The organism is Streptomyces sp. NPDC020875 (assembly GCF_040641415.1).
Lineage (GTDB): Bacteria > Actinomycetota > Actinomycetes > Streptomycetales > Streptomycetaceae > Streptomyces.
Genome location: NZ_JBFADP010000007.1, coordinates 62,588 through 77,045, shown reverse-complemented (window position 1 = coordinate 77,045; position 14,458 = coordinate 62,588). Strand labels below are relative to the sequence as shown.

The window sequence follows — 14,458 nt, the reverse complement described above, 5'->3', positions numbered from 1 at the left end:
CCGCCTTCGAACACCGACCCGTACAGCTGTCCATGGGGCACGTGACGCAGCCCGCACACCGCCTCGTGCGTAGGGCGCCCCCCGACTGGTTAGGCTCGAATGCGTGAGCAGGCTCCAGGTCGTCAGCGGCAAAGGCGGTACCGGTAAGACCACGGTCGCCGCCGCCCTCGCGCTCGCCCTCGCGACCGAGGGAAAGCGGACACTCCTCGTGGAAGTCGAGGGGAGGCAAGGCATCGCCCAGCTCTTCGAGACCGAGGCGCTGCCCTACGAGGAACGGAAGATCGCCGTCTCCTCCGGCGGCGGCGAGGTCCACGCCCTGGCGATCGACGCCGAGCGCGCCCTGCTCGACTATCTCCAGATGTTCTACAAGCTCGGCAGCGCCGGCCGGGCCCTGAAGAAGATCGGCGCGATCGACTTCGCCACCACGATCGCCCCCGGCGTCCGGGACGTCCTGCTCACCGGCAAGGCGTGCGAAGCCGTACGGCGGCGGACCAAACAGGGCGCGTACGTCTACGACTACGTGGTCATGGACGCCCCGCCCACCGGCCGGATCACCCGCTTCCTCAACGTCAACGACGAGGTGGCCGGGCTGGCCAAGTTCGGCCCGATATACAACCAGGCCCAGGCCGTGATGCGGGTCCTGAAGTCGCCGCAGACCGCAGTGCACCTGGTGACGCTGCTGGAGGAGATGCCGGTCCAGGAGACCGCGGACGGAGTGGCCGAACTGCGGGCCGCCGACCTCCCTGTGGGCCGGGTGATCGTCAATATGGTCCGGCCGCACGTCCTGGACGAGACCGCGGTACGGAGCGCGGCCCACGGCCGCCGCAAGGAGATCGCCGCCGCGCTCACCGCCGCCGGAATCGGCGGGGCCCGCACCCTGGTCGGCCCACTGCTGGAGCAGGCGTCCGACCATGCCCGCCGGGTCGCCCTGGAACGGGAACAGCGGGCGGCGCTGGAGCGGCTGAGGCTGCCCTCGTACGAGCTGCCGCTGCTGAGCGAGGGCGTCGACCTCGCCGGGCTCTACCGGCTGTCGAAGGAGCTGCGCGCCCAGAACGGCGGGCCCGACGGACGCGACGGATACGACGACCGGCCGAGCGCCGGGCAAGGGACCGGCTCATGACCCTGGAATCAGCGGCCACCCCGCTCCATGTCGACCCGCTGCTCGACGACCCGGCGACCCGGATCATCGTCTGCTGCGGCTCGGGCGGCGTCGGCAAGACGACGACCGCGGCGGCCCTCGGGGTCCGGGCCGCCGAACGGGGCCGCCGGGTGGTGGTCCTCACGATCGACCCGGCCAAGCGGCTCGCCCAGTCCCTCGGGATCGACTCCCTCGACAACACCCCGCGCCGGGTGAAGGGGATAGCGCCGGACGGCGGCCCGGGCACGGCGGGCGAACTGCACGCCATGATGCTCGACATGAAGCGGACCTTCGACGAGATCGTCGAGGCCCACGCGGACCCCGAACGGGCCCGCGCCATCCTGGAGAACCCCTTCTACCAGTCCCTGTCGGCCGGCTTCGCGGGCACCCAGGAGTACATGGCGATGGAGAAGCTGGGGCAGCTCCGGGCCAGGGACGAGTGGGATCTGATCGTCGTCGACACCCCGCCGTCGCGCAGCGCCCTGGACTTCCTGGACGCGCCGAAGCGGCTGGGGTCGTTTCTGGACGGGAAGCTGATCAAGCTGCTGGTGACCCCGGCGAAGGTCGGCGGCCGGGCGGGGATGAAGTTCCTCAATGTCGGGATGTCGATGATGACGGGCACCCTCGGCAAGCTGCTGGGGGGTCAGCTGCTGCGGGACGTACAGACCTTCGTCACCGCGATGGACACCATGTTCGGGGGCTTCCGGACCCGGGCCGACGCCACATATCGGCTGTTGCAGGCCCCGGGGACGGCGTTCCTGGTGGTGGCGGCGCCGGAGCGGGACGCGCTGCGGGAGGCCGCGTACTTCGTGGAGCGGCTGGCGGCGGAGCGGATGCCGCTGGCCGGGCTGGTCCTCAACCGGGTACACGTCAGCGGCGCCGACCGGCTGTCGGCCCAGCGCGCCCTCGCGGCGGCCGAGGCGCTGGAGCCGGAGGATCTCTACGCCACAGACGACACCGCCGACACAGACGAAATGGCCGACGCAGCCGACACGGATGAGACGGATGAGTCTGAAGAGACTCTGGTGGAATCCTCAGAAAATCTTGCCGCGGCCCGCATTGTGGATCATGCGGCAGGGAAGACTGGTGTTCGTGAGGCCACGGACGCCTCTCCCGAACCCCCGCCCGTGGACCACTCCCCCGAGCACTCCACCCCTCTTGAGGCCCACCACGAACACACCACGGAAGCACTGACGGCTGGTCTGCTGCGCCTGCATGCCGAACGGATGCAGGTGCTTGCGCGTGAGCAGCGCATGCGGGACCGATTCACCGCCCTCCATCCCGAGGTGGCGGTGGCGCAGGTGGCGGCACTCCCCGGTGACGTACACGATCTGTCGGGCCTGCGGGCCATCGGCGAGCAGTTGGCGACCGGCGGTGCGGGCGGCGACGAACCACCATCAGCACCGTCGCCGCCGGTACGGAACGATCGTTAAATGATCGAAAAAGGCAGGTAGGGCACTAAAGGCATTATCTGAGGCCGATTTCGGCGCATGCCGAAACGCCACCTCGCCCATCGGCGTAGTGACCCGTCGGCGCCCGCGCGTATACGCGGATGCGACGGCTCATACGCCGTACTGTGGCGCGCCGCCGTACCAGAACGTCACGCCCGGCCCACGCACCATAGGAGTCGGTCCGATCGGAACCGGCTCCGGTGCCTTGCCGACGTGGCTACGGCCTAGCCCACCGCCGCGAACGCGGCATAGGTCTCGTCGTCGTCGAGCCCGACCGGCAGCATGCCGGTACCGCGCTCGTACTCCGTACGCGCCGTCTCCAGGAGTCTGCGCCAGGAGGTGACCGTGGGACGCCTGCGCAATAGCGCACGCCGTTCCCTTTCGGTCATTCCTCCCCACACGCCGAACTCCACGCGATTATCGAGGGCATCGGCCAGACATTCGGTCCGCACCGGACATCCGGTACACACCGCCTTGGCCCTGTTCTGCGCTGCCCCTTGTACGAACAGTTCATCCGGATCGGTAGTGCGGCAGGCTGCCTGCGCACTCCAGTCGGTTACCCAGCCCATCCCGGCTGCCGTCCTCTCCCGAATCGAGGCTCCCCCACGGCGGTAGCGGCATATTCACCGCTACCAGTTGAGGACGTTACGGAAGGCGGGCGCGACGCAACACCCCCTGCGGGCCCAATCTCGAATGGCCCGAACGGACTATGCGTATCCGACAGGTCACCCAGGGGAGTGACTCAGGAACATAGCCACCCAACCCGTCAAACCGGGACACAATCATCAGATCATCTACGTCGATCCATGGCGCAGAAGGCAGATAGACGGCGAATTCCGGCATCACGCCGAGCCGCCGAGCATGGAACGGTGGACTCCACTTTCCCCTTCGTCGGGCCCCGATGACTACGGGACACGCCAGGAGGGGAGATGCGGACTTCCGGTGAATTCCGGGAATGATGCGTGATTGCCTTGATGCAAAACCGCACTGCTGTGACAGTTGGGAGCAGCTTAGGCCAATGTCCGCACCCGTGTCCGGCGAATGAGAACGTAGGCTGACTTCATGCCAAAGACGCGCTCCGGCGGCGGTCTGTCAGGGACCCAGCAAGCCGCCAAGTTCCTCGGGGTCAGCGTGCTCGCCGGAGCCGTGCTGGCGGGGATCGCCCTGCCGGCCGCGGGAGCACTGGGACTGGCCGCGAAAGGCACGGTCCAGGGATTCGACGAGATCCCGGCGAATCTGAAGACGCCGCCGCTGAGCCAGCGGACCACGATCCTCGACGCCGAGGGCGGCACGATCGCGACGGTCTACTCACGCGACCGGACCGTGGTTCCGCTGACGGAAATCTCCCCCTATATGCAGAAGGCGATCATCGCCATCGAGGACTCGCGGTTCTACGAGCACGGGGCGGTCGACCTCAAGGGCGTCCTGCGCGCCCTCAACCGCAACGCGCAGTCCGGCGGGGTCGCCGAAGGCGCGTCGACCCTGACCCAGCAGTACGTCAAGAACGTCTTCGTGGAGGAGGCGGGCGACGACCCCGACAAGGTCGCCCAGGCCACCCAGCAGACCCTCGGCCGCAAGATCCAGGAGCTGAAGTACGCGATCCAGGTCGAGGAGGAGCTGGGCAAGAAGAAGATCCTGGAGAACTACCTCAACATCACGTTCTTCGGGCAGCAGGCGTACGGCGTCGAGGCCGCGGCCAAACGCTACTTCTCCAAGTCGGCGAAGGACCTCGACCTGAAGGAGTCGGCGCTGCTCGCCGGGCTCGTCCAGTCCCCCAGCCGATACGACCCGGTCAATGACACGGAAGAGGCGAAGAAGCGCCGGAACATCGTCCTCCAGCGGATGGCGGACGTCCGGGACATCACCCAGGCCGACGCCGACCGGGCCAAGTCGGCCCCGGTATCGCTCGAGGTGAGCACCCCGAAGAACGGCTGCATCACCGCCGTACAGGGCGCGGGCTTCTTCTGCGACTACGTACGGAACGTCTTCCTCGGCGACCCGGTCTTCGGCAAGTCCCGCGAGGACCGGGCCAAGCTGTGGAACCGCGGCGGGCTCACCGTCAAGACGACGCTCGACCCCAAGGCGCAGGAGTCCGCCCAGGACTCGATCAAGGAGTACGTCTACCAGGGGGACAAGGTCGCCACGGCGGTGACCATGGTCGAGCCGGGGACCGGCAAGATCCTGGCGATGGGCCAGTCCAGGCCGTACGGCTTCGGCAAGAACGAGACCCAGATCAACTACTCCGTCGACAAGCGGATGGAGGGGTCGAACTACGGCTTCCCGGTCGGGTCGACGTTCAAGCCGTTCGTGGCGGCGGCGGCCATAGAGCAGGGGACGTCGCTGGCGCAGTCGTACCCCTCGCCGTACGAGATGCCTTATCCGAGCCCGATCCAGACCTGCGACGGCAAGCCGTGGGTCAACAACGAGAACGCGACCGTCGAGAACGAGATGGAGTCGGAGGTCGGCCCGTACAGCCTCAAGGAGGCGATGGAGAAGTCGGTCAACACCTACTTCGTCCAGATGGTCGGGGACATCGGGCTCTGCCCGGTGAAGGAGATGACGGACAAGCTGGGCCTGATCGTCGGCAACGGCAAGAACCTCGCCTTCACCCCGTCCGGCATGACGCTCGGCTCCGAGGGGATGTCCCCGCTGACCATGGCGTCCGCGTACGCGGGCTTCGCCAATCGCGGTACGTACTGCACCCCGGTCGCCATCGAGTCGATCCGGACGGCCGACGGCCGGAAGCTGGACGTCCCGGAGAGCACCTGCCGCCGGGCGATGAGCGTGAAGACCGCCGACACGATCAGCTCCCTGCTCAGCGGGGTCGTCTCCGACTCGGGTACGGGTTCGAAGGCGGGGCTCTCGGGCCGGGACAACGCGGGCAAGACCGGTACCACCGACGGCCGCCGCAACGCCTGGTTCGTCGGCTACACCCCCAACCTCGCCGGAGCCGTCTGGGTCGGCAGCCCCACCCAGCAGGTCAAGATGTTCAACATCAGCATCGGCGGCCGCTACAAGCCCAAGGTCTTCGGCGGTGAGGTACCCGGCTCCATCTGGCGGATGGCGATGACGGGCGCGCTGGCGGGCGAGGAAGCCCCGACCTTCAACCGGGTCCCCATCCCGGACGGCAAGAAGGAGGAGCCAGGTCAGCGCCCCGGGGACGGCGAGGGTGACCGCGAAGGGGACGGCGACGGCCCCTCCGACGGCAACAACGGCGACCACGGTGGCAACTGGGGCAACGGCGGCAACTGGGGTGACTTCGGCGGCGCCGACGGTGACACCAACGGCGGCTCGAACGGCGGCCCCAACGGCGGCGAAGGCGACGGGGAGGGTGACGCGGGCGGCGGCCCGATCCCCGGCGTCTCGATCGCCCCGGGCGTAGTCGGCGGAGGCCAGAGCCGCGGCGCGACGGGCGGCGGCCGGTAGCGGCAACGGATACGGGGTGGGGCCCGGGCGACTGAATCGCCCGGGCCCCACCCCGTACATATGGCTGATCGCGTTCGGCTAGTGCTGTGACCGGAAAGGTTCACCGGCCCGCGACGCCCGGCACGGCACTTCGCCGCGTTGTCGGACCACGCGAGTACGTCCAGTACGAGCCGTGGACCTCCGCCTTGCGACGCACCGCACCGAACGCCGCGGGCCCACGGCAAACCTTTCCGGTCACAGCACTACCGCCCGCAGCCCCCCGGCGCCGTCACCGCGTCACGCGTCGGGGTCGCCGAGGGCGCCGGGTCTCACCCTGCCAGCAGCTGCTTCACCGCGGCGGCCACCCGGCCGCCCTCGGCCCGTCCGGCGACCTTCGGGTTCACGATCTTCATCACGGCCCCCATCGCCCGCGGCCCCTCGGCCCCGGCGGCCTTCGCCTCGGCGACGGCCTCGGCGACGATGGCGCGCAGCTCGTCGTCCCCGAGCTGCTGGGGCAGATAGGCGTCCAGGAGCTCGCCCTCGGCCAGCTCCCGCTCGGCCTGCTCGGCCCGGCCGCCCTTGCTGAAGGCGTCGGCGGCCTCGCGGCGCTTCTTAGCCTCGCGGGCGATCACCTTCTGCACCTCGTCATCGGAGAGCTCACGGGCGGTCTTGCCCGCGACCTCCTCCTTGGCGACGGCGGAGAGAGTGAGCCGGAGCGTCGCCGAGCGCAGCTCGTCACGCGCCCGGATGGCGGCGGTGAGGTCGTCATGGAGCTTGGCCTTGAGCGTGGTCATACGGAGAGTGTGACAGGTACCGGTCGGCACCCGCCCACCCATTTCGCCCCCCCGGTCACGCTCCGCACCGGCCCCGGCACCGCGCGAACCCCCGAAAGTCTTCTTGATCACTCCGCCGTCGGCCGACCGGACCGGGTCTGCGACGATGGAGCCATGCGCGCACGCTACGGAGTCCCCCTGGCCGTCACGGCGGCAGGCGCCGCCGGAATCCTCTACGCCGCGGCCTTCGAGGCCCGCTCCTTCCGCCTCCGGAGACTGACCGTCCCCGTACTCCCCAAGGGCATGCGCCCCCTGCGGGTCCTCCAGGTCTCGGACATCCACATGGTCAGCGGCCAGCGCAAGAAGCGGGCCTGGCTCCAGTCCCTGGCCGGGCTGCGCCCCGACTTCGTGGTCAACACCGGTGACAACCTCTCGGACCCGGAGGGCGTACCGGAGGTCTTGGACGCGCTCGGCCCGCTGATGGAGTTCCCCGGCGTCTACGTCTTCGGCTCGAACGACTACTACGGCCCCACACTCCGCAACCCGGCCCGCTACCTGCTGGAGAAGGCCCAGGGCCGCCACGGTCTGAACGGGAACGCGCCCGCGGTCGGCGTGGTCCACAACCCGTGGGAGGAACTGCGTGACGCCTTCGACACGGCGGGCTGGGTGGACCTCAGCAACACCCGCGGCCGGCTGAAGCTGGACACCGGCGAGATCGCCTTCACTGGCCTCGACGACCCCCACATCAAGCGCGACCGCTACGAGAAGGTCACCGGCGGCCCCGAACAGGACGCCGACCTCTCCCTGGCCGTGGTCCACGCCCCCTACCTGCGCGCCCTCGACGCCTTCACCGCCGACGGCTACCCCCTGATCCTCGCCGGCCACACCCACGGCGGCCAGCTCTGCATCCCCTTCTACGGCGCGCTGGTCACCAACTGCGACCTCGACACGGACCGCGTCAAGGGCCTCTCCACCCACACCTCGGGCTCCCACACGTCCTACCTCCACGTCTCGGCGGGCTGCGGCACCAGCCGCTACACCCCGGTCCGCTTCGCCTGCCCCCCCGAGGCCACCCTCCTCACCCTGGTCGAGCGGCCCTAGCCACCCCCGAAACCGGATTTCGTCCAGGGCCGCGGGTGGGCTAAAGTAATCGATGTCGCCACGACAGTGGCGACATCGGGGTGTGGCGCAGCTTGGCAGCGCGCTTCGTTCGGGACGAAGAGGTCGTGGGTTCAAATCCCGCCACCCCGACAGCCGAAAAAGTCACTTCAGGGCCGGTTCTCCTCATCGGGAGACCGGTCCTGAAGTGTTTTGCGGCGACATTCTGGGCAGCGGGTGTGATCTCGGTGGGCGTTCCCGTGTCGCTGCGGTGCAGCCTCGCGACGGCCGGTGTCAGCGCTGGAAGCTCTGGAATGAGCCTACGGTGTGGACGCCACGTAGCTCGTGCCCGCTGTTACCGTCCGCGCATGACGTACTCGGTCTCCCCTCTTCGCGCTGTCGACCTCCGAGTCGAGCCGGTCGATGAGCTGCTTGATCGCGTCGGACGCTCCCTTCTGACGCGCTTGGATCCGGGGACGGTGGTGCGCAAGCGTCGGTCCGTCGGCGCCCGGACCGACCGCGATACCTGGGTACGGGTGGAGCGGCGCCCGCTCGACAGGATCACCGACCAGGGGTGGAACGGTACGGAGAGCGCAGCCCTGCTGAAGGGCGTCGCGCAGCCGGTCTGGCAGGGGTGTGTGGTCTGGCGGGACGCGGACGAGCCGGTGATGTGGCGGGCCGACGAGACCGGGCTCCTTCCCGGCGAGCCGATCGGGACCGCTGTACTGGGCGAGGAGCCTGCCCTGTCCGAGGAGTGGTGGCGGGCCTTCGGGGATTCCCTGGACGCGCTCGCACGGAACACGACCAGGCGCGTGGCCACTCCGGACACCGTCACGATCACGCAGGACCTGGTCAGCGAGTCGATCCGGGGCGTGTTCCCCGAGGTGATCGACACGACCGTTGAACGATGGGTTCCGGCCCACGCCGACCTGAACTGGGCCAATATGAGCGCGCCCGGCTTCTCCCTCTTCGACTGGGAGGACTGGGGCAATGGACCCCGGGGCCTCGACGCCGCCACCCTCTGGGCCGCCTCCCTCGCCGTCCCGGTGCTCGCCGACCGCGTACGGAGTGAGCGGCGGGACGACTTCGGGAGCCGGGACGGCAAGCTGATGACGCTCTTCGTGTGCGCGAAGATCCTCGGGCCCGGCGCCCACCCGGAGGACCCCCGGATCGGAGCCGCCCGGCAGATGGCAGAGCAGGTCGTCGCGGGGCTACGGACTGGCTGACGACTCGAACGTTCCCGAGGGAGTTCCGGCACCGGCCCCGGAGCCGTTCGAGTCGGCCATTGGACTGCGCCGGAACTCTTCCGAGTCATAGGCTCTGGTCGCCTGGCTGGTGCCGTCGGGCGTTCGAGGGGGCACAGTGGATCATCTCTTCACGGTTTCGGGTCCGTCGGCGATACCGGTACCCGCTACGGAACTCGCCACGGAAGGGCTGCTCGAACGGCGGCACCTTCAGGAGTGGGTCATCGACAATCCGCAAGTCCTCGGCGAAGCGGTACTTGTGATCACCGCCGAGTTCGATCGATGGGCCGACACCGACGGTGTTCCGGCCCGGGACCGGCTGGATGTGCTGGGACTGGATGCCACGGGTCGACTGGTTGTGGTCGAGTTGAAGCGGGGCACCGCCGACAGGGACGTACACCTTCAGGCGATCACATATGCCGCGCTGGTCTCCCGTTTCGACATCGAGACTCTGGCTCAGGCTCACCGGGACTTCTTGACCTGTAGGGGGAAGACGATCGACCTCGACGCGTGCAGGCGGCGTCTCCTCGATCACGTCGACGGTGAATGGAGCCCGGACCTGCTTCAACGGCCCCGACAGGTGATCATCGCCGCCGGATTTCCCAAACAGGTCACCCATACTGTGGTCTGGTTGTCGGAAATGAACCTCGATATCGACCTCATTCAGGTCGGCCTGTGGAGGGTCGAAGGCCATCTGGTGGCCGGCTTCACCAAGGTCTATCCGACTCCGGAGGTGGAGGAGTTCACGCTGACCCCGGTCCGGGCGGAGGCGAAGGCCGCGGCGGAGAAGCTGGAAGAGCGCTCGCGTGCCCAGAACGCCGTACATGTCCTCGTCGGCGCCGGGCTCCTGCCCGACGGCACCAGGCTGCGCCTGACCCCCAGGCACGGAGTGACGGAAGCCATCCGTGAGGACATCGTCGCGTGGGTGGCCGAGGACGGCAGCCGTGCCTCGGTCACCTGGAGCAATGACACCGCGAAACCCCTGAGCTGGGCAGCCGACGGCAATCGCTTCACTCCGACCGGGCTCGCCAACGAGATCTTCCGCAGCGTCACCGGCCGCAAGGCCGACGGGATTCAGGGCACGACATGGTGGGATGTCGACACCGCCCATGTTCCGGACGATGTCGACCCCGAGGAATGGGCGGCACTCAAGGGCTCCGACCTCGCCTCCCTCGCCAAGCGGCTTCGCGGCACCGGGAGGGACTGGACGCGGATGCACTCTCTGCTGGAGGCGGTCCCACCCGGGCGCTGGACCACATACGGCGACATAGCCACCGTCATCGGCAGCCACGCCGTCCCCGTTGGTACCCATCTCGCCACCTGTGGCCAATGCCCCGGCCCTTGGCGCGTTCTCACTGCGGCGGGGCGAGTCGCCGCAGGCTTCCGAGGGGCGGGAACCGGCTACTCGGGTACGCCGATGGAGATCCTGACCGGCGAAGGCGTCTCCTTCATCGGGGACATCGCTGACTCCGGGGCCCGCCTGACGCCGGACGAGCTCCGGCAACTTCTCGACAGCTGACATCCGGCTGAACGACCGTCGCGGTCCGATGAAAAATTCCACCAGTAATGGCGGGCCTGGCGGACTCAGTATTCAGGCACCTCGGCACCCTGCGCCGACTGGCAGCCGAGCGGCTCGACGAAGTCGTAATGGCCCACCGGTCCGCTGTCGACGAGATCGGGCGTCGGCTGTTCGGGGGCTGATTTCCGAACAGAGCACTCGGGCGGGCTCATTGGGGAACGTGTTGTCGTTCGCGGCGAAATGTGTGCTGTGTGCTCGCGTTCCCCTCTCGCCCGACTGACACCGCGATGACCTGCTAATTTACCACGGCTTGCTTCGCGCTGCGGTTTTCCGGACTTCATTGAGTGGTGCGAAGTCGCGTGCGCATACTGCGGGCTTCCGTGGTCGTGCAAGTTTCCCGGCGGCCCGGGGGCAGGCCGGGGCAGGTCCGGTCGAATTACTCCTGTGCAGGGGGAGATTTGCGCGAATCAGCAAGGAATTCGTATGCGGTGGTGGCATGTGCCGTGGCGCTGGCGGTGGGCTCGGCCGGGCCGGGCGCGGTGGCGGCGGAGAGTGGAGGGCGGGGGGTGGTGCCTCCGGCTGTCGGTGGGAAAGCCGTGGGGAAAGGCGGAGGCGGGCATACCGTCACCCTGATCACCGGTGACCGGGTTCGGGTGGATGCCCGGGGGCGGGTCGGAGGGATCGAGCGGGCCGAGGGGCGGGCTGATGTTCCGTTCTTCACCGAGGTGGAGGACGGGCGGACGTATGTGGTGCCGCGGGACGCCCGGCGGCTGATCGCCGACGGGACGCTGGACCGTCGGCTCTTCGATGTCACCGAGTTGGGCAAGCCGGAGAACCGGGCGGCGTACCGGGGCGGGCTGAAGGTGATCGTCGAGTACCGGGGAGCCGCCGCGGCGACGGCTCGGGCCGGGGTGCGGGGGGCCGAGGGGACGACCGTGCGCCGGAGTCTGCCGGTGTTGAACGCCGATGCCCTGACCAGTGCCGACGGCGGTACGGGTGAGCTGTGGGACGCCCTGACCCGGCCGGGGCGGGGCGGGGCCGCCGCCATGACGTCCGGGATCTCGCGGATCTGGCTGGACGGCTTGCGGAAGGCGACGCTCGACCGCAGTACGGGGCAGATCGGCGCGCCCGCGGCCTGGAACCGGTCGTACGACGGCACCGGGGTGAAGATCGCCGTTCTGGATACCGGTATCGACTCCGCCCATCCGGATCTGGCGGGCCGGGTCGTGGCGGAGCGGAACTTCAGCGGCTCTCCGGACGCCAGGGACCGGGTCGGGCACGGTACGCATGTGGCGTCCATCGCGGCCGGGGCCGGGGTGAAGGACAGCCGGTTCAAGGGGGTGGCTCCCGGGGCGCGGCTGATCAACGCCAAGGTGCTGGACGATCGGGGCGAGGGTCATGATTCCGCCGTACTGGCCGGGATCGACTGGGCCGTGGCCCAGGGCGCCGACATCGTCAATATGAGCCTCGGGGGCTTTGACTTCCCCGGGATCGATCCGCTGGAGGCCCAGGTCAACAAGGTCTCGGCGGAGAAGGGGGTGCTGTTCGCGATCGCCGCGGGCAATGAGGGGCTGCGCGGGGGCCGGGTCGGCTCGCCGGGCAGCGCCGATGCCGCCCTGACCGTCGGCGCCGTCGACGACAACGACGTACTCGCGGATTTCTCGTCGCCCGGTCCCCGTAATTGGGACAATGCCGTCAAGCCGGATGTCTCCGCGCCCGGGGTGGGCATCACGGCCGCGGCGGCGACGGGTGTCGGCGGTCAGAACCCGTCCGGTTATCTGCCTCAGGACGGTACGTCGATGGCGGCCCCGCATGCCGCCGGTGCCGCCGCGATCCTCAAGCAGAAAAATCCGGGCTGGACGGGGGAGCGGCTGAAGGCGGCGCTGATGGCGTCGGCCAAGGGCGGCGCCCATACGGTGTTCCAGCAGGGTACGGGCCGGATCCAGGTCGACCGGGCGATCGACCAGACGGTGATCGCCGAGCCGGCGTCGGTCCAGTTGGGCGTCCAGCAGTGGCCCCATCACGACGACACACCCGTCACCAAGCGGATCACGTACCGCAATACCGGTACCACCGATCTGACCCTGGACCTGTCGCTGGCCTCGCCCATCGGCTCCGACGGACAGCCCGCCCCGGCCGGGTTCTTCACCCTGGGGGCGCAGCGGGTCACGGTCCCGGCGGGTGGTACCGCCGCCGTGGAGCTGACGGCCGACACCCGTCTCGGCGGTACGGTCCATGACTCGTACTCGACCACGGTCGTGGCGACCGGCGGCGGCCAGACCGTGCGGACCGCGGCCACGGTGGACCGTGAGGTCGAGTCGTACGACGTCACCTTCGAGACGCTGGGCCGGGACGGCGCGCCCGCCCACGGCTGGCAGGCACATCTCGCGGGCTACGCGGGTGTGGCCGAGGGGCGGCGGGTGATACCGGATCTTTCGTCGGGTTCGGTGACGGTACGGGTTCCGCGCGGCACCTATGCTCTCAGCGCCGACCGGCTGGTCGACCCCGCGAATCCGAGGGGCGGGATGGATCTGATCGACAATCCGCAGTTCTCCGTCACGGGTCCCGCAACTGTCCGGCTGGATGCCCGGACCACCCGTCCGGTGACGATCACGGTGCCGGATCCGGCCGCCCGCCAGACCAGGGCCGGGATGTCGTACTCGTTCGATCCGGCCGGAGTGGGCCGGGTGATCGAGTTCGGCAGTCTGGAGAACGTCCGTACGGCGTACCAGGGGCCAAGGCTCCCCCAGGGCTCCCTCCATCAGACCTGGTCGGCGAGCTGGGAGCGCGGCGGCGACGAGTACCACGTCCTCACCGGCGGGCCGGTGACCGAGCTGGCCACCGGTTTCACCAAGTCGTACGGGGTCGGTGACCTGGCCCTGGTGAAGGCGGGTATCGGCGCCTCCGCGCCCGGTGTCGACGGTGTCCTCTCGGCGTCCGGCGCGCTGCCGCACGGCTCCGGTGTGGTGGGGCCCTTCCGCAAGCGGCCCGCCCCGGAAACCCGGAACGTCCATCTGTCCACGGACAGCGGGGCGGTCTGGTTCCTGGAAGCGGGTGCGCTGAGCGCCCCGGACGCGCAGGGCGACCGGTACTTCGACGCGATGTACTACGTGCCGGAGCGGGCCTACACCGCGGGGACGACGTACACCGAGGAGATCAACACCGGTGTGTCCGGGCCCTCCCTGGCCGGGGACACCGGGATCGTCCGCGACGGCGACACCGTCCGGGGCACGCTGGCCCTGGTGACCGACGGCGCCGGACACGGCGGTTGGGCCCGGTACACCGGGGCGAGGACCACCATTCACCGCGACGGGGTGCCGTACGCGCAGGAGGACGTGGCGTTCGACGCGAAGGCGTTCACCCTGGCGCCGGAGTCCGCCCGGTACACGGTGGCGACCACGGTCCACCGAGATCCGGTCGTCAACCGGGCCGGGACCCGGATCGACGCCTCGTGGACGTTTACGTCAGCCCGGACCACCGTTCCGACGGCGCTTCCGGTCTCCATGGTCCGGTTCCAGCCGCGAACGGCGCTGGACTCCACCGTTCCGGCGGGGAGCAGGCAGACGTTCCCCGTCGAGGTGCAGGGCGCGGCGGCGGGAGCCGGGCTCAAGTCGCTGAAGGTCAGGGTGTCGTACGACGCCAAGAAGTGGCAGGAGGTTCCGGTCGAGGCCGGGAAGATCACGGTACGCGCGCCGGACGCGGGCAAGGCGGTCTCGCTCAAGGCGATCGTCGTCGACAAGCAGGGCAACAAGTCGACGGTCGTGATCCACAACGCCTTCCTGGGGAAGTAGGGCACCTCTTTAAGAGGATGCCGTAGGGCCGGGAAGCCG

10 protein-coding genes and 1 tRNA gene are annotated in these 14,458 nt (G+C 69.2%); 8 read left to right on the top strand and 3 right to left on the bottom strand.

The features are described from left to right. The first annotated feature begins 103 nt into the window (after window positions 1-103). On the top strand, window positions 104-1,120 hold the full coding sequence (locus AB0G74_RS06050) for an ArsA-related P-loop ATPase (RefSeq protein WP_361141212.1): 1,017 nt from the start codon (window positions 104-106) through the stop codon (window positions 1,118-1,120). After that, window positions 1,117-2,571, top strand: a complete 1,455-nt coding sequence (locus AB0G74_RS06045; RefSeq protein ID WP_361141210.1) for an ArsA family ATPase — start codon at window positions 1,117-1,119, stop codon at window positions 2,569-2,571. Before AB0G74_RS06050 ends, AB0G74_RS06045 begins: the two co-directional genes overlap by 4 nt. A gap of 242 nt (window positions 2,572-2,813) precedes the next feature. Here the strand turns inward: AB0G74_RS06045 and AB0G74_RS06040 are convergent, their stop codons facing one another. Then, window positions 2,814-3,158 (bottom strand): WhiB family transcriptional regulator, encoded by a 345-nt coding sequence (locus AB0G74_RS06040; protein ID WP_358827675.1) that lies wholly within the window; start codon window positions 3,156-3,158, stop codon window positions 2,814-2,816. A 493-nt stretch (window positions 3,159-3,651) separates the two neighbouring features. Between AB0G74_RS06040 and AB0G74_RS06035 the strand changes: the two genes are divergently transcribed. Continuing rightward, window positions 3,652-6,015, top strand: coding sequence for a transglycosylase domain-containing protein (locus tag AB0G74_RS06035; protein WP_361141208.1), 2,364 nt, complete (start codon window positions 3,652-3,654; stop codon window positions 6,013-6,015). 308 nt (window positions 6,016-6,323) lie between these two features. Here AB0G74_RS06035 and AB0G74_RS06030 read toward each other — a convergent pair whose 3' ends face one another. Next, window positions 6,324-6,788, bottom strand: a complete 465-nt coding sequence (locus tag AB0G74_RS06030; RefSeq protein ID WP_358827677.1) for a GatB/YqeY domain-containing protein — start codon at window positions 6,786-6,788, stop codon at window positions 6,324-6,326. 153 nt (window positions 6,789-6,941) lie between these two features. Between AB0G74_RS06030 and AB0G74_RS06025 the strand changes: the two genes are divergently transcribed. The 4 genes from AB0G74_RS06025 to AB0G74_RS06010 all read left to right on the top strand — a co-directional run bounded on the left by AB0G74_RS06025 (window position 6,942) and on the right by AB0G74_RS06010 (window position 10,628). Continuing rightward, window positions 6,942-7,868 carry a metallophosphoesterase gene (locus AB0G74_RS06025; RefSeq protein ID WP_361141206.1) on the top strand — a complete coding sequence of 309 codons (927 nt, stop codon included), beginning with the start codon at window positions 6,942-6,944 and terminating at the stop codon, window positions 7,866-7,868. A gap of 76 nt (window positions 7,869-7,944) precedes the next feature. Beyond that, a tRNA-Pro gene (locus tag AB0G74_RS06020) sits at window positions 7,945-8,018 on the top strand. Window positions 8,019-8,344: 326 nt separating this feature from the next. After that, a complete protein-coding gene (locus tag AB0G74_RS06015; protein ID WP_361141205.1) occupies window positions 8,345-9,091 on the top strand; it encodes a hypothetical protein in 747 nt (248 codons plus the stop codon). 136 nt (window positions 9,092-9,227) lie between these two features. After that, window positions 9,228-10,628: a DNA-binding protein gene (locus AB0G74_RS06010; RefSeq protein ID WP_361141204.1), complete on the top strand. Its 1,401-nt coding sequence runs from the start codon at window positions 9,228-9,230 to the stop codon at window positions 10,626-10,628. Window positions 10,629-10,693: 65 nt separating this feature from the next. Here AB0G74_RS06010 and AB0G74_RS06005 read toward each other — a convergent pair whose 3' ends face one another. Next, complete coding sequence (locus AB0G74_RS06005) at window positions 10,694-10,840, bottom strand: hypothetical protein (protein ID WP_361141202.1); 147 nt, start codon at window positions 10,838-10,840, stop codon at window positions 10,694-10,696. Window positions 10,841-11,086: 246 nt separating this feature from the next. Here AB0G74_RS06005 and AB0G74_RS06000 point away from each other — a divergent pair, with 246 nt between their 5' ends. Next, window positions 11,087-14,419, top strand: a complete 3,333-nt coding sequence (locus AB0G74_RS06000) for a S8 family serine peptidase (protein WP_361141201.1) — start codon at window positions 11,087-11,089, stop codon at window positions 14,417-14,419. Window positions 14,420-14,458: the final 39 nt, after the last annotated feature.